This window comes from Caedibacter taeniospiralis (assembly GCF_002803295.2).
Taxonomy (GTDB): Bacteria; Pseudomonadota; Gammaproteobacteria; order Francisellales; family Francisellaceae; genus Caedibacter; species Caedibacter taeniospiralis.
In genome coordinates, this window is sequence record NZ_PGGB02000004.1 from 1 (window position 1) to 21,106 (window position 21,106).

Consider the following 21,106-nt stretch of genomic DNA (forward strand, 5'->3'; position numbering starts at 1 on the left):
TTATAGCGTGATTAAATCTCAGGATGTGAATGTCAAATTTGCGATGCTTACAGGTGTATCAAGATTCAGTAAAATCAGTATTTTCAGCGAGTTGAATAACTTAAAAGACCTTACCCTGGATAAGCGTTATGCCGATATTTGCGGCTATAACCAGGCAGAGTTGGAGCAGTCATTTGGATCCTACTTGAAAGAGGGGGAGGTTGATTTAGTCCAGCTTAAAAAATGGTATAACGGCTACAACTTTGCWGKSAGWSRRCRMCRSMAACCTTTTTAGTCAGGATGATTGAAAAGCATCGTTATTTTATTCCTGATTTGGAGGATATTGTTGTTGGGGAGCTGATGTTATCTAAGTTTGATATTGACAATATGCCGATTGAAACCTTGCTCTTTCAAACGGGCTATCTCACCATTAAAGAGGTGACCTCGCGTGGCAGTAGAATGGCGTATCGTTTGGGTTACCCAAATTATGAAGTCAAATGTAGTTTAGCTGATGCTTTAGCTTCCATTGCTTGCAATGACAGCGCAAAAAACCAAGTCATTGATCAGCTTGTCAAGGCTTTAGAGAACAATGATTTTAGACCCTTGGAGTTTGTGTTAAGTAGTCACTTCGCCTCTATCCCCAATGACTGGTATCGCAATAATCAAATTGAGAATTATGAGGGATTTTACGCGAGCATCGTTTATAGCTTTCTCACTGCCTTGGGATATGACACCATCCCTGAGGATGTGACCAATCACGGCAAAATCGATCTAACGATCATCATGCACGATAAGATCGTCATTATCGAGTTTAAACTCGCTAAGTTGGGGGATGCCAAGAGTGCTATTCAGCAGATTAAAGATAAAAAGTATGCAGAAAAGTACCTTAGCAGCAACAAGCCTGTTTATTTGATCGGTATCAGCTTCGACTCACAAGAACGTAATGTGATTGATTTAGTATCTGAGTCGTTTTGACGCGTAGGGGTGAAAAATATTTCGCCCTTACGCGTCATATTCTGGCGTGACCAGTAAGACAAGTTTAAAACCCGTTTGACATGGATCATCAGCCCTGTCAAGCACAGTATTTATGTTTTTTTACTTGTGCTCGCTTTACAACGCATAATAGGGTAAGGACAATAAAACATGATTGGCACGTTATGGTAGGAGAAATCATGTCCCACATGCGTGGTTTTCACACCTAATAACTTCCGTGAATTTGGCATTGGTCAATATCTTCACCCATGATGGCACATTGCGTAGGGGCGTACTGCATACGCCGCTGTAAAAGTGGGCAGTGACTTTGTCAAAACCGTAAATTTAAAGGAAAAAATGGCTTAGGACCAGATTTCCGCCCAAACAAAATACTGTCATTCCCGCGAAGGCGGGAATCCAGCTTTCAAACAACTCCAGCGACTTCGCGCAGGGTGACAGTGGACGGAAACATGGTCAGAGCAGGAAAAAATTAACTTAATGAATGGCAGGTGATTTATGAAGAAAGCTTTGATTCCCCTTTTAACAGTTGGCGTATTATTTTCCGCAATCAATTTCGCAGCCGAGTCAGGCAAAGCTGAAGTCATCGTTGAAGCTAAAAGCATTTTAGGTGATCTTAGCATGACTCAAAAAATTGTGATTTCAGCTGCTGATGTCACCGCGGGCAAAGATAAGATTTTTGAATTAGCCGAGTTCTGTACTTACACCAATAATAAAGATGGTAAAGTAACCATTGACATATCAACCAATGAGAAAAAATTTGCCGTTATTGGCACTAACAGCGAAGGCGAATTACCTTACACCTTAACCATTAACAAAACTGCGGTCAATTACGGTAAGAACCTGTTGTATGTAGATAGCAACGACCTGCCTTCAGGCTGCAAAACGAAAGAAATTGTTACCATGACATTCAAGGGCAGTGATATTCGTAATGCAAAAGCAGGAACTTATAACGCCTCATTGAATTTAAGTGTTGCGTAATTCCAAGTAACTTCAGAAATAAACCTAGGGAGTTAAAGCACCCTTATTGTTTTGGTCAGGAATAAAATATGAGATTATTACAAATTTTAACTGTAAGTTTTTCACTTATTAGTTTCTCTGCTACGACCTTTGCTGGCGCCGTTCTTGATATTGTCAACCCAGAGGTTAGTATTAATCAAAAGAGTCAGCGTGGCTACATTCCAATCACAAATATTGGTAATGAAAGTGGCACCTTCATTGTTCAAGTGAAAAACATTACAGATCCACAACATGTGATTACGTATAGCAACAAAGAACTTAAGTCATTACCTGTTATTATCAGCCCATTACTGATTCCTAATTTAGGCGCAGGCAATAACAAAAGGGTCTCTGTTCGCAAAAAGGGGAAGATTGAAACACCGATGAAACTGCAAATAGTGATCAGTGAATACAAGAAACCCGTTGATAATAACGGCGACATTGCTGATGATGCAGCTGGCATTGATATTCAAGGCTCCATCCATTACATTGCCAATATCGACGTAGCCTAGAGGCTAAAAGTTATTAACCAGAGGCATTTAAGATGCGCATAACAAATCTGACGTTCAGCCTTTGCATATGCCTGCTGGCACTCTTCCCACTTATCAGCTTTAGCGCTCAGTTTAGCAACAACTCTAAATATTTTGATCGCCAGGCTACAGATGAAAAAGAAGATCCTCGCTTTGTCATTGGAAACCTTTCGCTTAATGAGAAAATTGTCATCAGCGCCAGAATGATTACAGAAAACACAGATCAGGTTATTCCACTTGGAACTTTTTGTGCGTATCAAAAAGGTCATAATCCCTTTCCTTTGCGCATTACTACTAACGAAAATGGCTTTATAGCTAAAGGGTTAAATGGTCAAGGTAATCTCCCCTATCACATCCTTGTGAATAAAGTTGAGCTTAACTATAACCAAAAGCAAATGATTGAAACCAATAATTATGCTTTTGACGAATGTCAACTCTATGAGAACCTTGCCATAAAGTTCTCCAAATATACCATTCAAAATGCTAAGGCTGGTCGCTACGAGCTGTCACTTATTCTACAAAGCACATAGGCTATGATTCATAGCAAGAAAAAACGTTTATGTTTACTATTAGGTATCACAACACTATGCCCTTTGTTTTTACTAGGGTTCTCGCCCAAACTGAGTATTGCCTCTGATTTACCTCCTGGCTTTGAAGATTTTGTCGAAGAAGATGAAACCAGCCTGGTAACCATCATGTTTGGCAAGGAAAAGCTGCTAGAAACACCTGCCACATTTAATGACGATAAGATCACCTTTAACGAACCTGATCTAATTCTAAGCAAGCTTAAACCTTATATTTCTAAAACAGCACAGCACTTATTGCTTGAAGAAATAACACAAACCCAAAAAACCAATGCGGATCGCTTATGCACTAAGGGTCCAAATTGCGGCTTTGTCAGACCTCAGGTCTTCGGTGTGATTTTTGATCGCAATAACTACCGTGCGCATATTTTTATTAATCCTAAATACTTACTCGCACAAGATTCTGTTCCCGCTAAATTTTTGAAAGATTCAACCGCAGGATTTGGTGTACTTAATTTATTTCAGCTTGGAGCATCTGGCAATAATGATCAGAACCAATCTATGGCACTTAATCATAATGGTTATCTAGGCTATGGTAATTGGCACCTCGATTATAAAGATAACCTCACTTATTCGCTTACACCTGGACAGCCACCGATCAGGCAATTTCAATTTCGAGATTTTGATCTCAACTGGCGCCGTAAAGAATACCACTTATCCCTTGGCTTACAAGATACGGTTGGCACAATGATTATCCCAAGCTTACAGATTGTTGGAGCAAGCTTACAAACCAACCTTGAGCTTTTGACTAATTTAAATGAACAAATCGCAACACCCGTTGAAGTAAACATCATCGTACCAAGTTATGTGGATGTCTATCGTGGCAACACATTAATTGGCACACAATACTTTCCACCAGGCAATCATTTTTTGGACACGCAAAGCTTTCCATCTGGCGCTTATATACTCAGGCTTGAGACACGCACACTCACCAATCAGACCTCAAACAAACAGGTGTACTTCATTAAAACGAATGCACTGCCATTATTGACCCTGCCAAACTACGCTATAAGTTATGGGCGCTTGGCTGAGCCAACTTCTGATACGGTTTTTCCAACCCTGACTGATCTTGATGTTTTGACCCTGGAAGCCAAACAACGCCTGAACAATTTTTTTGGCATTGGTGAGCACTTAACCATGTTTGCTCAAAGAGAGGTGCTTAGCGAATTTATGTTGATGATGGAGTTGTCTCACTTGAGTTTTTATAACTCTTTTGCACTGAGCAACTTCGGTGACCTGGGTGTTGCGTTCTCGATAGCTGGGAATATTTCAGGCGTAACACTTAATACGTTTTTTCGTCAAATGTGGGTTAAGGAAAATAATAACCGCTATATCAACCAATATTTTGAAGATACACAGACAAGCAATACCAACCTTGGCACATCGCTATCCTTCAGATGGCATGACATTAATTTTATGACTTCATTAAGCTACGCCTATGTCGATAATAATTTTCAGCACGATTTTGGTTTTGATGTTTCAAAAACCTTTAGTTTGGCTGACAATAATGATTTGACACTTTCATTATCACTTGATCACTCTGAAAGCAATAAGAGTGCTTTTATACAGCTTAGCTGGAATTTTGGCACACCACGTGGCTGGTATGTGGCAGCGGAGCTTGAAGGTCAGTTCAGCCAACAGCCTGATCAGGGAACTCAAAGACAAGAAAACACCAAATTGAATATTGGCAAAGAATTCATCCATGCGGACTATCAAAATGATCTTGGTTTAAGCTCTGAGATAAATCATAACACGCAATATTATTCTCAATATGCAAGCACGAACAACCGCTATTTCAATACCCTGCAACAGTTGAATCTGGCACAGGCTAAAAACAATAAAGATGTGATCAGCTACAATATTCAAACTTCAACTTCATTTGCCTACGCACCCCTTAGTAATTGGGGAATAAGTAGCTCAGACAATCGCAGTGGTGTCATGATTTATGTTGCTGCTGATGTTCCTAGTAAGTACACCGTCTATGTCGATGGCAAGGAAAGCATTGTGATCAATAATAATCAAAGCTACTTTATATCTATGCCTATATATCAAGAACACAACATTCAAGTGCAGACACATGAGGTAACCCTCAGTGTGCCTAATAATGATCGCAATGTTATTCTTTATCCAGGTAACGTTGAAACCATCAGGCTAAACGCTAAACCTGCCATTTTAGTCATGGGAAATTTTATTAGCTCAACAGGAGAAATATTAAGCCATGCCAAAATCAGCGGAGGATTAGAACCTGGTGAAACTGACACGGATGGCTTTGCGCAAATCGACGTTCTAACGGGGGCTAAGCTTATTCTTGAAACGATGGATGGTCAAAAGTGTAGCGTCAACTCAGGTACCTTGGCGAGTGAAGATGGCATTGCATTTAAGGATGAGATTGTTTGCACAGTGGAATAGATAATTCAAGTCACCCTTATGAATCACTGGGGTTATACACTTTTGCTGGTCTTAAAGACTACCCCGTCTGCACGCCTGACCACTTTAAAGTGGTCAGGCGTGCAGCCACCCCTTCACTTGTGAAGGGGAATTTAGCAGGTCAATTGTTGATAGAATCAAGCCCCCAAGACCAACAGATTTAATTCCCCTTCACAAGTGAAGGGGTGGCAACCGAAGGTTGACGGGGTAGTCATAGCGTAAAAATCTACTAAGGATCAGCTGTATCAGTTAGGCTTAGGTTATCAAAAGCCTCACTTAACGCTTTTATGCTAGGGTATTGCGCATTTTTGAAGCTTGAGTTCTTAGAAAAAACGGTGTAATACGTCTTGCTAAAAATTGGCGTTGGATGAACGACTATTCCTTCCAGTTTAATATCTTGAGTCAAATGCTCCACCACTTCAGGAATAGCTGGAATAAGTTGAATCTTATTTATAATAAGCATTCTTAACGCCTGCTCTAAGGTGTTATAGGTTTCAATGCGCTCACTATTGTATGGCTTAGCCAAACAGCGTAATAGCGCGCTTGAGTAACTATTATCCTTAACAAGACCAATTTTGATGTTAAGTAAGCTGAGATTAGGGCACAGATCAAAATACTGTTTTTCATGATTTTTGTTGCTTATCCATACATAGTTCACTTGAGTCATTGAGCTTCGTGGATAGTATACATAAGACTCGCGTGCTGTTTTTTTTGAAACCATCAAGGCTCCATCCATCTTCCCTGTTTGCACAAGCTTCCAGCACTGTTGCCACGGCATAATATGTACTTGAAGTTCAAGTTTAAGTTGAGCAAACATTTTTCTATTACGCTCAACATCAGAGCCCAATAGGTTACCATCATGCTTGTAATCATAAGGTGGCCATGGTTCTGTGCAGAATTTTAGCATCGATCCATTTGCCTGAGCACCAACGACAGCTGGCACAATGAACCAGGTTAAACTGAGCAGTTTTAAATATGGATGCGTTTGCCTGTTTTTTCTCATTTAAATACTCCTCTGAATGAGCTTCAAGAGTTTAACAACTTAACCAAATGAAATCATCCAGTTGTCTTACGTCCTATTTTTAATTGCGCTTCTTAGCTGCTCAAAGCTGATTAGCGCCTCATTGGGTGTGAGCTTTCTTGCCATGCTTTCTTTAGCTTTATAACCATAGCCATAAAATATTTCATAACTTACCACTAAGCCTTTGGTATGAAGATTATTGCAGAAGTTTTTCCAGCGATTTTTTCCTGTTAATGTCTTACGCATTTTTGTATCACTCAAGGGCTCATTCAGCTCGCGAATATCCTGCCATAAAGTTTCAAGATCATCATACTGCAGGCTTAAGGTTTCGGCATCCATCACTGGCGTTTTAAACTGCTCCCTTACCAGCAAGTCCCCCACATCGCGCATGTCAAGCATTTGGTTAATATGAGGCATACCATCACTTAGCTGCCAGGCTTTTTTGAGCTCTTGCAAGCTCCCGCTGCCAAAACTGGTAAATACAACAATACCTTCTGGTCTTAGCCGCTTATGCCAATCTCTTAAGGTTTTGGCTAGACTCGTGGCTTGATGAATTTTGCAGTTTGATATGATCAAATCGCACTCTTCATCATCTACTAACCGATCGGTGAGTCTTGCATTTGGATACAACTGCCTAAGCTTTTCTTGCTCAGTTGAATCAACTCCCTCCAGAAAAATAAGCGCAGGGTCAACTTTGATAAAACTGAGCTTATCTAAAAGCCGCTGGGTAATTTCATTTTTGATAAAGCTTTGTGCTCTATATCGTTGCTTATGACGAGCAAGCAATTGTTTAAATAAGGGTTGATCAAACATGCTAAAAAGCTGCCTAAGTTTAAGATACACGCATTCTACCATTCACCGAGCATCTTAGTGGGTAAGTATCTGCCGAATTTTTTAAAAAAACCAGCCATTTCATTTCGGACAGTCTGTCCATTTAATACAATCTGGTACAATTTATAGTGAAATCATGTAGGTAAGCTCGCGTTTTTGTGCAAAGATAACGTCACAATCAGGTTGGATTACAAAAAATACTAAACAAATGCAAATTATACATGACACAGCTACAATGCGCTGCCAGATGGGAACTATCCTGCCTGAATTAAAGGGAGTAGGCTAATGGGGAAGCTTATCAGCAACGGCAAACACTATCTTCGATTTTGGGCTTTTCCTGCTTTACTGATTATGTTTGTGATCTTAAATCTATTTTTCATCGTGCTCTCGTACCAGCAATATCGATATCATCAATATCACAAGACGTTGTACTCGCTGACCAATACCACTTTTAAAGTCTATCTGCAGCAATACCATGCACAGCAGTTGAAGTTTGAAGCGATTGATCCTGTGCCCAGCTATATTACCTACGAATTTACTGCTAAGCCCACATTTTCCCCTGTCATTGAGCTCGACATACCAACCAAACAACAAAAAAACAGTCACCTTTTATACACTGAAATTAAAAATCAGATCAAAAATGAACTGGGGGAACTTCCCTTTTTCCATTCCAAACAGATTTCTATCTGTTACGTTGATCTTATGCAATGCGCAAACTTCACCATTGAATTGCCAAATCGCTATTATCTGTACTTTTTGCTGTTGACTTTTGCTATCTTTATGGTGCTCATTATCCCCTTGCACTTTCTATACAGTCAAAGACTGCTTCAACCATTTTTGCGCATGCAACAAATTGCAGACAAACTGGACATTAATAACAATCCCTCCGTAATACAGCCTTTTAACGTTAAAAATTTAGCGGATTTAATGGAACAAACCTGTCACAAACTCAATAAGCTAATGGATGAAAAAATATATACCATTAAGGCCATCTCTCATGATTTAAAAACACCTATAACGAAGGCCAAGTTATATACCTATAACCAGGTGCCTGAAAAACATCACCCTGAGCTTCTCAAATATTATGACGACATGGAATACTTGCTGACACAAATTGGTCATTATACAAAAAAGCAATACTTGAACGAAAAGCAACACAAAATTGACGTGGTCGACTTTAGTGAGTCGATATGTCATGAATATCAACTAAATGGCTTTGAGGTCAGCTTTTCAACCACACTGACAACAGCGCTGATCACCATTCAACATAAGGCATTTAAACGCGTTATGCAGAATCTGATCGACAACGCTTTAAAGTACGCAGGCAGCGTTACAGTCGTGCTGAAATACGATAATAATGAACTGTGCTTATTCTTTACGGACAAGGGTCCTGGCGTTGCAACGGAGCATTTAAGCAAACTATGTGATCCTTTTTATCGCGTCGATGCTGCTCGCAGTCATAACGTCTCAGGTTCAGGGCTTGGTCTTGCCATTGTCAAAGAGATTCTTGTACACAATCAAGCTAAATTAGTGATTTTCAACAATAACCCACCACCTGGGTTAAGCGTCAAAATCTCATTTAGTCATGTTATTTTGGTACAATCAATGGAAACATAATCTGGAATGCGCCTGTAAATCATCAACTTGCCCCACCTCTCCCCCTTGCGGGAAGCTCGGAAGGCGTAGCACTGGAAGCGCAATATATTTTGGATCTTAGGGGCTACACTTCTCCCTTTTGATGGGAGAAGTCGCCAAAGCGTATGCTTTGGCGGATGAGGGTGGCTTTATAAGTGCATTTCACCCATCACTCGTAAGGCTACTATCCCCGCACCTTCCTTGTGATCAAGTTCAGTCTTAATCTGTTCGGATAACTTGGATTTGTAAGATACGATTTTTAATATTCATCTGATTTAATTTCTCTTTACCCAGTGGATTTAAGACCGTACCCGTCCACCTACGCCACTGTTATCCTATTAGTTTCCCATTTTTTGTGTAGCTGGCAATAGCTGTAAAGCCTGGACAAAAACCGTCTGTTGAAAGTATTTCTTTATCAAAATCAGTTACAGTTTTCAGTATCTTTATATTTAATGGTATTAAACGCTCCTGCGAATAATCGTCATATTGGGTGCAAGATCCGATTTTATTTAATTCAGAATTATTAATTTCAATGTCATCTGAGTAAAGGAAAAAACCTAAATCTCTTGGGTAAAAATTCCAATTCTTTCCATGTAATAATAAGCCCTCTTTTGCTGTTACATTATTGAAATATAGCTTAAGTTTGGCTGTCTTATCAGTAAAAATTGTGTCCCTTAAAATAAACACGAAGTTATCTCCTTCTTTATCGGCATCTATCACAACGTGATTAAAATAAATTGGTTTTGGGGTTAGGTTTTCTGTCTTAACCCTAACCAAGCCGCGACCATAATCAGCTTTTTCAGCTACTAAAACTTTTAGGTTTTCAAAGCTATTCGCCTCTCCAATCATCAAATATCCATTAGGATAAAAGTGTAATATCGCTTGATTTTCACCTTGCATAACTAAACCAGCAGGGATCGTTACTTCACTTGTGATTCGATACTCAATTGGAGCAAGCTTAATCACAACAGGATGATCCGCATCCAGCTTGGGCGAAATATTTGGATCGTTTTGCGCAATAGCGATCAGATCCTGCAAACTTTGTCCTTTATGTCCATAAATCACACGATCTTGAATGGTAAATCCTTGTTTTGCCACCGTATCAACACGAGCTGAAAGATCTTTGACCTTGGTGTCATATTTTTGATCAAGCTCATTCACAAATTGCATGGCTTTGTCTGCAGCAGTACTTGCCTTATCTGCGGTGGTACTGGCTTTATCAGAAGCATTCCTGGCATCTTTTGCATTGCTTTCAGCGGTACTCAGTCTTTGATCAAACTGATCTACCTTATCAGCAGAAGCTTTAGCGCTATCCGCTGTTTGTTTGGCAGTATTTGCGGTCTCGGTGGCAGTAGTTGCAGCTTCGCTTGCTTTATCAGCGGCGGCTTTAGCCGCATCTGCGGTAGCTTTAATACCATCTGCCGTTTGTTTAGCCGTATCAGCTATTTGTTTTGCTTCGGTTGCCTTGCTCTCAGCAGCACTGACTCGGCTATCATAGCTATCTACCTTGGTGGAAGCCGTTTGTGCGGTTTGTGTGGCACCTTTAGCTTGCTCGTTGGCAGAGGACGCAATTTGTTTGGCAGAAGTAGCATCGCTTTCTGCATTAATAAGACGCGTATCAAAGCTTGCGACCTTTGTTGCTGCTTGCTGTGCGATGGTATTCGCATCATTAGCTGTTGTTATGGCAGTGTCGGCTTTATTGCTGGCTGTTTTTGCTGCCGTTTCCGCATTGTTAGCATGAGCTTCGGCATTGCTGGCATGGGTTTCTGCTTGAACAGTCTGAGCAGAAATCTCATCAATCGAATCTTCAATCGAATCTGCCCAGCCATAATTAAGTGCATCAATTAAGCTCTTAAGTGTTGGCAGATGTGTAGGATCAAGATAGGGAAGCTTAGCATTCCCCATAGAGGTCATTGCTAGAGCAATACCCCCGATAATAAGTTTTGTTTTCATTATTTCTCCTGTCGTTACTAATTTTTAATTCAACATTCAACATTCAACATTCAACATTCAACATTCAACATTCAACATTCAACATTCAACATTCAACATTAAAAATGATAACCAAGACTGAAGGACAGATTGAGCATATTGGGCACATAACTGCTGCCGTAATAAGGCGCATAAGTATTTTTTCCAAGACCAAAAATATATTGTGCCTCCAGCGCAAGACTTAGGGAGTATGGCAGTAAATATTGATAACCCAATGAAATAAATGGGCGGATATTGGTTTTATTCATTCCTTTTAATGCTGGATTGTGATAGGCGGGGATAGTGGTTGTAGGACTGAACTTGGAAAAAACAATGGCAGGTCCCGTGGATAACAAAATTTCACTATCGATACTGGCGATAGGAAAGTGCGCGGTCATTGATGGATTAATGCCAGAAAAAGCCATTTTAATTTCTCCATTGGAGAATATTGAGCCACCATTATCAAGATTAAATGAAGCTGTTGCGCTACTTGCATACCAATAGCGCACGCCAAAAGATAAATATTGCCATGGGCGAATACCAAACTCGGCAGCAAAGTAAGGAGAATAGCGTTTAGCGGGTTGGTAAACATCAGATGTACCCGCTCCAGGCAGCTCAACCGTTTGTTTTGACTGCGGAAAGCTTTTGTACGAAGCGCCACCGTAGACGCCAACATAAAACCAATCCTGGGCAGCCAGTGTTGTTCTTCGATCATCCTGAGCCAGAGTGATACGAATAGCAGTATCCAAATCGCTTGATCTTGCCGATGCTGGATTGCCTGCTGATTCCGAAATAATATCCGAATTTGCGTAAACAGTTCCATTTGTAACACTTAAAATGGGTAATAGTATCAAGTGAAGTTTTCTCATCATTAGCACCTTAGTTGCTTAAAACATGGGGGATGATAAAAATAAATCAAAGGGTGCGCGACATTAATTCAAAAAGATGGACAAAATGATGACTTTTGAGTGAAAAGATGCTTTTTACTGAAAATTTCCCTTCCTGCTAATCAAAAGAAAAAGAGTGGCTATTAAGGCAAAAATCAGTATAATTCGTGCTAAAAATGACTTCAATACACTCTAACTCAATGCCTGCAATTAAAGATGTACATAGATGGAGTTTCCCGAAGCATAAGAATGCGCTCAAGAGACTAATTAAACCAATGACTGATAAATTATGTGCAACTGGATTATCTTATACTCGGTTATTTGAAAATGGGCAGGTGATTGATTTACCCGTATTGGAGTGTGAGCTACATGGAGTATGGTTGGAAGGAAATCCCAACCAAGACCCTGCGTTTCTTTTAAACAATGTAACAAAAATTCCAAAAATGATGTGGTATCACGAATTAGGCTCTTTTTTGTGCACAGAAGATCAATCTCACTACGCCTTTATTGAAAATATGCGTCCATTTGACCCTTGCCTGTCGTACATTAAATATAACAAGGATAATTCGATTAGTCGCCTTTCCGTAATTACTTCATGCCCAATACTTGGATTTTTCAGTGATAAACATCATGTGCTGGATCAATGTATAACTTCGATTGAGTCTTATTTATTTGATCCTAAGACAAGATTTGCTCAAGATTTCGACATTTCTAATGACATTACCCCTATTGTTTTTAAGGGTGTTAAAGATAGTGTTATCCTTGATGTTTTATCTCAGTTTACAACTCAGGAACTGGCTTGTTTCAAATTAATTTACACAGGGCATTATGAGTCAAAAGAAATTGCATCGAAACTTCAAAAATCGCCAAGAACAATCGAAGGGATTATTGCACGACTTTTACATAAGCTAAATTGTAATAATAAGTATGAGCTGGCAGTAAAGATCAGCAAAATGCACGATGTAATGCGATTCGTGCTTGTAAGGGTAAGTGCTACCACATGACAATAGTTAAGTCAATACGTAACATTACGCTATTTTAAAGGCAAATGAGCAGGTACAATATTGATCAGTTTGTAGCAATTAAATACGGCAAACAACTCATGGAGGTTATGAATACAATGAATGGTTCAATACAAACCCGTCCTTTAGCGGATATATATAAACAGCAATGGAAAAAATATGAACACATCTTAACCAGGATAACTAAATCGCTTGATTTTCCTTTCCAAATTGAAGGTCTGGCTTATACCGAAACCTTTAAGTCGGGGATAGCAATTAGTATCCCGTTAAAATATTGCGACGCTTTTTCTGTCTGGACGCAGTCTGAGAGAGCTTACATATCCTCTTTTTCCGCCATAGCTAAGCGTCCCAAAGTGGTAACGCTGGACGAACTTCACGCCTACGCCAAAGACAAGCTCCCATACCACTTATCCCTCATCACGCAAGATCAGCTTATGCTATTGCCTATTCAGTACAACCACAATTCAAAGGGCTCGATTGCAAACTTATGTATATTTGTCAAAAAAAGTGAGTATTTTCATGCTTATGTCCGATATGCACATCTGGATGTGACCAGTTTAACCCAGCATGTAAGGCAATTGCTTCATCAGGAATATCAAAATGTGATTACTGAGTTTCTGGTAGATACCGCACCAGATTACAATGATTTAAAAGAGATTTCAGCGATAAACACGGTGGAATTGACTGCAGCAGAAAAATCATTTTTGCACGCCATCTACGACGGGAGCTATGAAACAAAGCAAATTGCAGAACGCCTAAACAAGTCAGTTAGAACGATTGAAGGAGTAATGGGGCGAGTCGTAGATAAACTTGAATGTAAAAATAGATATGATCTTTTTGTAAAAGTTAAAAACAATCATTCATTTTTAAGTTGTATTATTTAGATGTCTTGGGGTATGGAGCTGCCTTCAATGAATACAGTTCAAACAATTTATACGCATTCGTATAGGAAATATGAGCGAAAATTCAATACAATACTTAAAAATGCAGCATTCAACTTCAAAATTGAAGCAATGGCGTATCAGCGTTGTTATGCAGATGAGAAAGTGTTATCAGTACCGCTATTGGCAGACGATAGTTTAGATGGATACTATAACTCACCTAATGCAGACAAAGCGATTTTCCTTGATTTCAGAAATTTGCTGCTATCCCCTACCATTAATAGCATGTGTTATAAAAATGCGGTGTATCAACTTTATAACCAGTCCTTTTGTTTCGATCACATTATTTCTAATGAATCACGATCAGCTTTACCATGGCATTTGCATTATCACAACGATCATTCAATTAGCTTTCTTTGTGTTTTTGTCAACAAAACGGATGCTATTCTTGCTAACAAAGTATTTTATAGCGGATATTTTAATCGATTACATCAGGCGATTGAGCAGTCGGTTTTAGCAAATACACGGGAATTTGATTTAAATGATTTTATTTTCAATAACTCAAGTCCAACCGTACCATTGCTGTTGGAGTCTGTCCCCAAAGCACAATTCGCTGAGCTCAGCTATGCTGAGAATCTTTGTTTTTTAGCTATTTATCAAGGTCATTATGAAGTGAAAGAAATAGCAGGATATGTTAATCGCTCGCCAAGAACAATTGAGGGGCACATCGCTTCAATGATCCAAAAGTTAAAAGTCAATAACCGTTATGAGCTTTTTATCAAATTAGCTCAAGCACACGAGCATATGCGTTATTTAGCGCACTGGTTTTGGATAAAGAACTCCAGCAAATAATCAGTGTCACACTCGCACGTAGTGATAGGCTGAAATGTAGTCACAGCCACGATTCTTTTGTCTTTGTACTTTTCATCTGAACCATTGATCTGCCAGATTAAAGCTTCTCAAGAACTCAAAACTCGGCAGCCAGCGCAGATGTGATAGGAGTGAGTGGTTGTCGTCATACGGCTTAAGTAATAGCGCCAGTTGGTCTTTGAAACTGGTTTTAAAGCCAACGATTTCATCCAGTAGTTGAGAACGCTCGGCTAACTCTGAAATGGCTTCCTGAATAGCAAAAATATCTTGTTTTTGCTTAATCATTTTTTGCCAATGATGATAATGTTGATGAAGCCTTTGCTGAGACTCCGTTGGTAAATAAATAATATATTGTTCTGCTTGTGTGAGCTGAAAGTTAAAGTCCAGATGTTGCACATAAGTGCAAAAATCGCATGCAAGAACCATGTTTTTCAGGGCATTGTTGGTGTAATCATGATTAAGATTAATGATATGCAACGGGGTATTTTCATGCTGGCAAAAGTGACAACATGTTTGCTGTTCAAACATTTTTTGAAAACACTCACGATATTTCGGTGCACGCGTACGCTCTAAAAACAAGCGGCTATTATTGGGGATGGCTAAGATCTTTAGTGACATGTTAGGATTGATCATCATGTAATGACTCGTGAAGTTGATATTCATGCTGTAGCGCAGTTATAACATTATCAATCATGGCAGAAGAAAAAGACGCATTCAGGCTTTCTTCAAATTGCCAATGAGTAGTAATAGCGGCACCTTCGACAAAAAAGGTTTTTCTGCCGACATTGTTAAGTGCATACCATAAAGTACGATTAACAGTTTTAAGCCATAAAAATGAGGAAGAAGGAACTATTCCCCCTTTTCTTGCCGTACTTAATAAGGCACACAACAGTGTTGAGGTATAGTGATGTTTGCTCATAATTGTCTGGATTTCTGCATGAGCAATACATTCGCTTAAGTGTTTATTTAAAAAATGATTCAGCTTTTGTGTAGTAAAAAACTTTTTCACTCCATTGGTGTTACCATGACCAAACTCACTATTCAAATAGGTCAAAAGTTTATCTGCTTGCTTACGCTTGTCTAAAATACACAAGGGAAACACAGTAGCCAACCCATAAATTTCTACATCTTCTTTGGTTAATCCATTCAAAGCTCTGCCAAGCTGTTGAGTCAGATTCTCATAAAGAAGATTAAGATCAAGCTTGCCATTAGCGATTAAATGATGGTGTTGCAAATACTCAACAGGTGTTAATGCGGTCTCAAGTTTTACTTTGGACTGAGTTTGGCTGCTATTTGGCGTATAAACTTTGGTAAAATGGTGTGCAATAAATTGGGATAGACTCTGCATTGAAAAGGTTTTTCGGTATTTGCGATCAGGATGGAAGAAAAAAAGCACCAAAATAAAAACAACCCCAAGCACCCAGAATGAAGTTGTCAATGCTTCACTGGTATTGTATCCAAGATACTTGAGTTGCTTCAGTGTTACCGTTGAATCCAGGACATGGTTGCACCAATTCATTAGCATGCTGTAGTGACCATCCCATAGCATAATAATGGACAGCTCAAAACGCTTTATCATAAATATTGCTCTAATGAATTGGTTGTGAAATAGCCAGTAAAGCAAAAGTAATGTTAATAAAATAATGGCAACCATGTAGGTAGGTGCCATGCCATTATCATTACCAGTATTAGGTGAATTAGCCATGGTTATTCTCCCCCAATATTCTGTCAACATCGACGACATTGTCATCTGCCAGATTCAGTAATGCGTCGTAGATAAATAAAATTTGCATGAGATCATATTGGTGATTACTGCTGCTTTTTGTCAGTGAGCTATCAAAAACATAAAGATAATTTTTATCCGCATGGGCAATCAGTGTTTTAACCAGTAGATCAGTGAAGTTAAGCTGTGTGACATCTTTTTTTTGTTTATTCTCAATAAAGACGAGATCATGCTCATGGCATAAGTGTTTAATGATGCTGATTAATGTCATTTTGTACCCTTTTTAGAGGTGGTGTTGGCTTGAGGTGGTATTTGCTTAAACAGATCATTCAATGTATTTTCTGAGCTCTGTTGCAGGTATTGGTTTGAGAGGTTCTTTATGTGCCGTAATTTCTCAGTAATGAGCGCTTTATTTTCATTGAGTTTTAAACCTTGCATTGTATTTAACTGATAGAACAGCTTGTATAACTGTTCGCCATTAACCAGATGCAAGGCTAAAGCTGACTGAGTTAAATCAAAATATTCATTGTTCAATTTAGCTTCAAGCTCAATGGGATCAAATAGAACACTATCGGTTAAAAGCTCATTGCTTAGCGATGAATCCTGGTGATTTTGGGTTGAAGCATTGGCGTTTTGCTGCAAGTTGGCATCTGTACTACCATTCATCTCATGACTAACTAAGTCTGCATCTACCCCGTCTAAATAGTTGCTTGTTGTCATACCTTCCTGCAATAGGCTCGAGCTTAGGGGTAAAACATCCATTTTTTTATAGTCATGCTTTCCAAGGGCAATTTTAACGGAACGTACAAAAGCGATTCCATAAGGTTCTACCTTTAAAAGGTGGTTAATGGAGATGTGTTTGGTTTTTTTAGGCGCCGCATAAAAAGAGCGCATGCGTACGATATTTGATTTAAAGAAAACATGGGCCTCGCCTGGGAGCTGATCTTTTAGATCCATCAGATCAATTCTTGCACGTTTCTCAATACCTGCTTCTTTAGAATCTTTGTAACCTAAACTATTGCCATCCTGCCCCATGTTATAACTTCTAACGGTTGAAACATAAGCCTCTCCTGCTGTTTTGTTAAAAAAGTCCCAGGTTTCGGTGGGATCTTCAAGCTTCATGCACAACTTAATATTTGTATTTGCAAAAATTGAAGCTGCTTCTTCTTTCGATGCTTTTTGGAATGCGGGGATGTCTTGCCCTGCAAAGACAACAGAGAATCCAAGTGAGCGTGCCTGGGCAGGAACCACAGCAAACCCTTGTACAGCGTAGTAACCATATTCATCCAGGATACATAAAAATGGGGTGTCAGAATTAGAAGGTTTAGATTCAATGACTTTTTTGTACTCCCCTTGAATCTTTGAACCAAGACCCGCAGCAAGCATGGCTTTTAATGAGGCAATAATTAATTTCCCCAAGTTAGACAGCTCATCAGGTGATTTCTCCAGTGCAGGAAGTAAGACCACAAGAATACGCCGATTCAGGATGACATCGCTGAAATCAACATCCGCAAGATTAGTGCGCATGATGTGTGCATAAACATCAGCCAGTGAGCCAAATATGCGCGTTAATTGCATGGTGATATAACCATGTTGTTCGTAGGTTTTATCCGATTGTTTCCCGACGTTTTTCTGTTGATAGCCAGGCAGAGTTGCAAGGTAGTTATACATAGGATCGGTAACATCAGTAGGCAAGACCTCCTGAATCATTATTATGTTATTGTTATGATCCAACACCTTTTGCTTATGCAGCAGATCTTCAACAACGTCAAGAATAAAATATCTACGAATCGTGTTAGCCTCAAGTAACAGATAACCCTTGTCTCTCAGGTAAACCAACAGGCGCATCAAGGCTTCAACAAAAGAAATTGCTCGACCTTTCCACATATCGCCATCACCGCCTCCACTATCCGAAGAAGACATCATGCTGACAATCAATTGTGATAACATGCTTGAAGAACCCAAAGCGAAGGGATTTAAGGTATTGGATATCCTGTCTTTTTGGGGACCAATAATATCTTCAGCCCCCGTCATATAGTTGATAACTAACAGATCATCCTCTCGTCCCATATATTTAGCCATCGAAAAGACTTGTGCATAAAGAGAATTGTCCCCTTTCCCATCCACATAAATAAATCCCGATCCTTGTGAAAGCGCATTAAATGCGATAGACAGAAGCGTTTGAGTCTTACCAGAACCCGTTGAACCAAGAATAAGCGCATGAGTACGCATGTCTTCATCACTAAACCAGATTTCCTGATTAGTGCTGATGTCGTTACCAAAAAAGTAAAGACCCGATGGCTTTGAAATTTTCTTTTGTAGTAAGTTGCTATTTGATAAATCTGGGTGTTGCGCCCCTAGAGGAAGACGAAAGGGTAATATCGGAATTTGCCAAAATGCGTTCCAGAAAATTACTAATACAAATAAAAAGAGTAAGTCACTAATAAGGGGTAACCAGGTTAAGGCAAATAATGAGATTAAAATTAAACAGATGCTTCCTAAGCGCGAGGAAGCTAAGTCATAGATCTGAAAAATTAAACCACGCGTGTCACGGATGCTGTCATTTGGGCGCGCTTCTTGCGCGCGCGCAAGTCCTCGTAGACCTTTACTCATTTGAGCTCACTTTCTCCACTAGTTTTTCACGACCAAATAGCCATTCGCGCACATTCAATAAAAATACCCATAACGTTATCTGGTAACGGTTAAGGATAAATAAGAGAATGCACATTGCGATACACAAGCATAATGTCCATGGTCTGAAGTGAAATAAGCAGAGTAAGATAGGCAGGAACACCTGTGCTTCGATGATAAAAAATTTGGGCTTTCTGCCGGAGTCTCGCCAGTGAGTTTGACTGTTATGCATTCTGTTTCCCCTTAAACTGCGGCTGGCAATAAAGTTCAAAAGTTTGTGGGCTAATTAGTCCCTTTTGCAGTAAATGATTGGCATGGTGTTCAACAGAAGTGCTGTTTTGCTCCATGGCGTTATTGATCATATCTGCAGCATCATCAAGGGTAGATGACAACAGTTTTGCCCTAAGATGAGCATCAAGAATGATGTATTCTCTTAGGGCCGTGCGTTTCCCATCAGCACTTGGGATAAGGGTTTGCCAGATGATTGCTGAAACGCTACTGAAAAAATCGTAGTAGATGCGTTGCTTTTCCGCCTGAGGAAAAAGCATCAGCAATCGGTTGACTGCTTGAGTCACTGATTGACTGTGCAGTGTACTAAAAACGCTATGCCCCGTCAGTGCTGCTTCAATGACCGCCGAAATAGTTTCATTGTCACGTGACTCGCCAACCATGATGGCTGTTGGAGTTCGCCTAAGTGCATTTCTAATGGCATAGGCAAAGTTAGGCAGGCACCTTGGAACTTCAGATTGTGCTGCGATGGAATTTACGGTGTGTGATGGCAAAATATATTCTATAGGCGCTTCAAAGGTAATAATTTTCTCACCGGTGACACTTTTTTTTGCCCGTAATGTCAGCATTGAAGCAAGCAGTGTCGATTTCCCTGAGCCAGTTGCGCCGCATACCAGAACTATGCCTTTGTCGATAAAACTTAAATTAATGAGATCCTGTGGCAGTAATAAGGTGTCTATGGGGGGCGGAGTTGTACTTAGAATTCGCATGGAGACTTGAATACCAAGCTTTTCATATTGGTTAATTAAGCTCGCATTAACCCTAAATCTTAGTTTTTCACTTGTTGTCACATGATGGGTGTAGCTAAAATCTAAATCATTACCCGTTAATACTTTAGCAGAAGCGTTGCTGCCATAGAGCAAATTAATAAAATCTTCAATTTCATTGCTGCTAAGATTTCTACTGGTAAGCCTGATGTGCTGACCATAGCGCATGCCAAACACAGGGCTATCCGTTTGCGCAGTTAAATCGCTGATATTATTTCGTACCGCATAAGTTAGCAGCATGTCGTAATGACAATGTAGAAAATAAGGCGGTTCATGCTCAAACAGAGCGGATGCTAAAATCATAGTAACTCACTTATTTTTTACCACAGCGTTATCCAGGGGATCAAGCATGACTTGCCACAATTTGGTATTGTTTTGAAATTGTGGCTCAATAGTTAAGTTGATCTCATGATTATCAATCGCCAAGTTATGGCTGTCTGAAACAATCGATTTTATCTCTGTTGTGATATAAGGAGGAACAATCATATTACGGTTGATCAGTTCATAATACATAAGCATTCCACGAAAATCCCGATTTAATTCATGGACATGTTGCTTAAAGATATCAATAGCCTGCTCGACTCCTTGTTCCCAGCCGTAGTGAATTGCGATTTTCCAGATCTTTTGTTCTTGCTCATTCTGTGGCAGCACGGAACGATCAGGGAACTCAGGTTGAGAGAAATTTGTCACTAAGTAATCTCGCCACGTAGGAACGGTTGAGACAAAATAGGCTTGTTTTGTAATGTGATACAGCTGACCATTTAGGGTAATTTTACGATTGCCAGCATCAATGTTAGATCGATTATAACCAGTTTCAATGACCGGCGGCAAAATGTGGTCAGTGAGTAACAAGCCGTTGAAATTATAGGTTTGGTATAACATGGCTGATAATTTTTGCAGGCTTTGATTCAGCATGGTTTGACCCTCATATAATCCGCTTTGCGTCCCTAGTTCTAATGCCGCTTCTTTAATAGCTTTTTGCCGCATCGTCAGATGTGATTGGTCGTACTTAACGATGGGCGCATCGCTGTTTAGATTTGCTAGCTGATGTAAATCGATTGCGACCATGT

General features: G+C 39.6%; 20 protein-coding genes and 1 pseudogene. 10 read left to right on the forward strand and 11 right to left on the reverse strand.

Annotated features, from left to right (window positions below; all coding sequences use genetic code 11):
• From CU053_RS02335 to CU053_RS02360, 6 genes and pseudogenes are all read left to right on the forward strand, one after another.
• Window positions 1–274: pseudogene (locus tag CU053_RS02335) on the forward strand (hypothetical protein); the annotation flags it as partial.
• Between the two features lie 5 nt (window positions 275–279).
• On the forward strand, window positions 280–954 hold the full coding sequence (locus CU053_RS02340) for a PD-(D/E)XK nuclease domain-containing protein (protein WP_100550400.1): 675 nt from the start codon (window positions 280–282) through the stop codon (window positions 952–954).
• A 513-nt stretch (window positions 955–1,467) separates the two neighbouring features.
• Window positions 1,468–1,950, forward strand: coding sequence for a hypothetical protein (locus CU053_RS02345; RefSeq protein WP_100550399.1), 483 nt, complete (start codon window positions 1,468–1,470; stop codon window positions 1,948–1,950).
• Between the two features lie 68 nt (window positions 1,951–2,018).
• A complete protein-coding gene (locus CU053_RS02350; RefSeq protein WP_100550398.1) occupies window positions 2,019–2,480 on the forward strand; it encodes a hypothetical protein in 462 nt (153 codons plus the stop codon).
• Between the two features lie 32 nt (window positions 2,481–2,512).
• On the forward strand, window positions 2,513–3,028 hold the full coding sequence (locus tag CU053_RS02355; protein ID WP_100550397.1) for a hypothetical protein: 516 nt from the start codon (window positions 2,513–2,515) through the stop codon (window positions 3,026–3,028).
• A 3-nt stretch (window positions 3,029–3,031) separates the two neighbouring features.
• Window positions 3,032–5,491: a TcfC E-set like domain-containing protein gene (locus tag CU053_RS02360; protein ID WP_100550396.1), complete on the forward strand. Its 2,460-nt coding sequence runs from the start codon at window positions 3,032–3,034 to the stop codon at window positions 5,489–5,491.
• 247 nt (window positions 5,492–5,738) lie between these two features.
• Here CU053_RS02360 and CU053_RS02365 read toward each other — a convergent pair whose 3' ends face one another.
• Both CU053_RS02365 and CU053_RS02370 read right to left on the reverse strand, forming a co-directional pair.
• Complete coding sequence (locus tag CU053_RS02365; protein ID WP_100550395.1) at window positions 5,739–6,512, reverse strand: substrate-binding periplasmic protein; 774 nt, start codon at window positions 6,510–6,512, stop codon at window positions 5,739–5,741.
• A gap of 66 nt (window positions 6,513–6,578) precedes the next feature.
• On the reverse strand, window positions 6,579–7,343 hold the full coding sequence (locus CU053_RS02370; protein WP_100550394.1) for a malonyl-ACP O-methyltransferase BioC: 765 nt from the start codon (window positions 7,341–7,343) through the stop codon (window positions 6,579–6,581).
• 303 nt (window positions 7,344–7,646) lie between these two features.
• On the opposite strand from CU053_RS02370, the gene CU053_RS02375 reads away from it, so the two are divergent.
• Complete coding sequence (locus tag CU053_RS02375; protein WP_100550393.1) at window positions 7,647–8,978, forward strand: sensor histidine kinase; 1,332 nt, start codon at window positions 7,647–7,649, stop codon at window positions 8,976–8,978.
• A 348-nt stretch (window positions 8,979–9,326) separates the two neighbouring features.
• On the opposite strand, the gene CU053_RS02380 is transcribed toward CU053_RS02375, so the two are convergent.
• Window positions 9,327–10,949: an alanine-zipper protein gene (locus CU053_RS02380; protein ID WP_158106939.1), complete on the reverse strand. Its 1,623-nt coding sequence runs from the start codon at window positions 10,947–10,949 to the stop codon at window positions 9,327–9,329.
• Between the two features lie 98 nt (window positions 10,950–11,047).
• Window positions 11,048–11,836 carry a hypothetical protein gene (locus CU053_RS02385; RefSeq protein ID WP_158106940.1) on the reverse strand — a complete coding sequence of 263 codons (789 nt, stop codon included), beginning with the start codon at window positions 11,834–11,836 and terminating at the stop codon, window positions 11,048–11,050.
• Window positions 11,837–12,129: 293 nt separating this feature from the next.
• On the opposite strand from CU053_RS02385, the gene CU053_RS02390 reads away from it, so the two are divergent.
• Genes CU053_RS02390 through CU053_RS02400 form a run of 3 tightly spaced genes read left to right on the forward strand, consistent with a single transcriptional unit; the run spans window position 12,130 to window position 14,609 of the window.
• Window positions 12,130–12,858 (forward strand): helix-turn-helix domain-containing protein, encoded by a 729-nt coding sequence (locus CU053_RS02390; RefSeq protein WP_158106941.1) that lies wholly within the window; start codon window positions 12,130–12,132, stop codon window positions 12,856–12,858.
• Between the two features lie 44 nt (window positions 12,859–12,902).
• A complete protein-coding gene (locus tag CU053_RS02395) occupies window positions 12,903–13,760 on the forward strand; it encodes a LuxR C-terminal-related transcriptional regulator (RefSeq protein WP_100550389.1) in 858 nt (285 codons plus the stop codon).
• Window positions 13,761–13,787: 27 nt separating this feature from the next.
• Window positions 13,788–14,609, forward strand: coding sequence for a helix-turn-helix transcriptional regulator (locus tag CU053_RS02400; RefSeq protein WP_158106942.1), 822 nt, complete (start codon window positions 13,788–13,790; stop codon window positions 14,607–14,609).
• 72 nt (window positions 14,610–14,681) lie between these two features.
• On the opposite strand, the gene CU053_RS02405 is transcribed toward CU053_RS02400, so the two are convergent.
• The 7 genes from CU053_RS02405 to CU053_RS02430 are packed head-to-tail and all read right to left on the reverse strand — an operon-like array spanning window position 14,682 to window position 21,104.
• Complete coding sequence (locus CU053_RS02405) at window positions 14,682–15,263, reverse strand: hypothetical protein (RefSeq protein WP_100550387.1); 582 nt, start codon at window positions 15,261–15,263, stop codon at window positions 14,682–14,684.
• Window positions 15,247–16,332 (reverse strand): secretion/conjugation apparatus DotM-related subunit, encoded by a 1,086-nt coding sequence (locus CU053_RS02410; protein WP_100550386.1) that lies wholly within the window; start codon window positions 16,330–16,332, stop codon window positions 15,247–15,249. The genes CU053_RS02405 and CU053_RS02410 overlap by 17 nt, the downstream gene beginning before the upstream one ends.
• Entirely contained in the window at window positions 16,325–16,621 is a 297-nt protein-coding gene (locus CU053_RS02415) for a hypothetical protein (RefSeq protein ID WP_100550385.1), read from the reverse strand. Before CU053_RS02415 ends, CU053_RS02410 begins: the two co-directional genes overlap by 8 nt.
• Window positions 16,618–18,963, reverse strand: coding sequence for a type IV secretory system conjugative DNA transfer family protein (locus tag CU053_RS02420; protein ID WP_100550384.1), 2,346 nt, complete (start codon window positions 18,961–18,963; stop codon window positions 16,618–16,620). Before CU053_RS02420 ends, CU053_RS02415 begins: the two co-directional genes overlap by 4 nt.
• Window positions 18,956–19,213: an IcmT/TraK family protein gene (gene icmT / locus CU053_RS06465; RefSeq protein WP_100550383.1), complete on the reverse strand. Its 258-nt coding sequence runs from the start codon at window positions 19,211–19,213 to the stop codon at window positions 18,956–18,958. The genes CU053_RS02420 and icmT overlap by 8 nt, the downstream gene beginning before the upstream one ends.
• Entirely contained in the window at window positions 19,206–20,339 is a 1,134-nt protein-coding gene (locus CU053_RS02425; protein WP_100550382.1) for a type IV pilus twitching motility protein PilT, read from the reverse strand. The genes icmT and CU053_RS02425 overlap by 8 nt, the downstream gene beginning before the upstream one ends.
• 6 nt (window positions 20,340–20,345) lie before the next feature.
• Window positions 20,346–21,104, reverse strand: coding sequence for a type IV secretory system conjugative DNA transfer family protein (locus tag CU053_RS02430; RefSeq protein ID WP_100550381.1), 759 nt, complete (start codon window positions 21,102–21,104; stop codon window positions 20,346–20,348).
• Window positions 21,105–21,106: the final 2 nt, after the last annotated feature.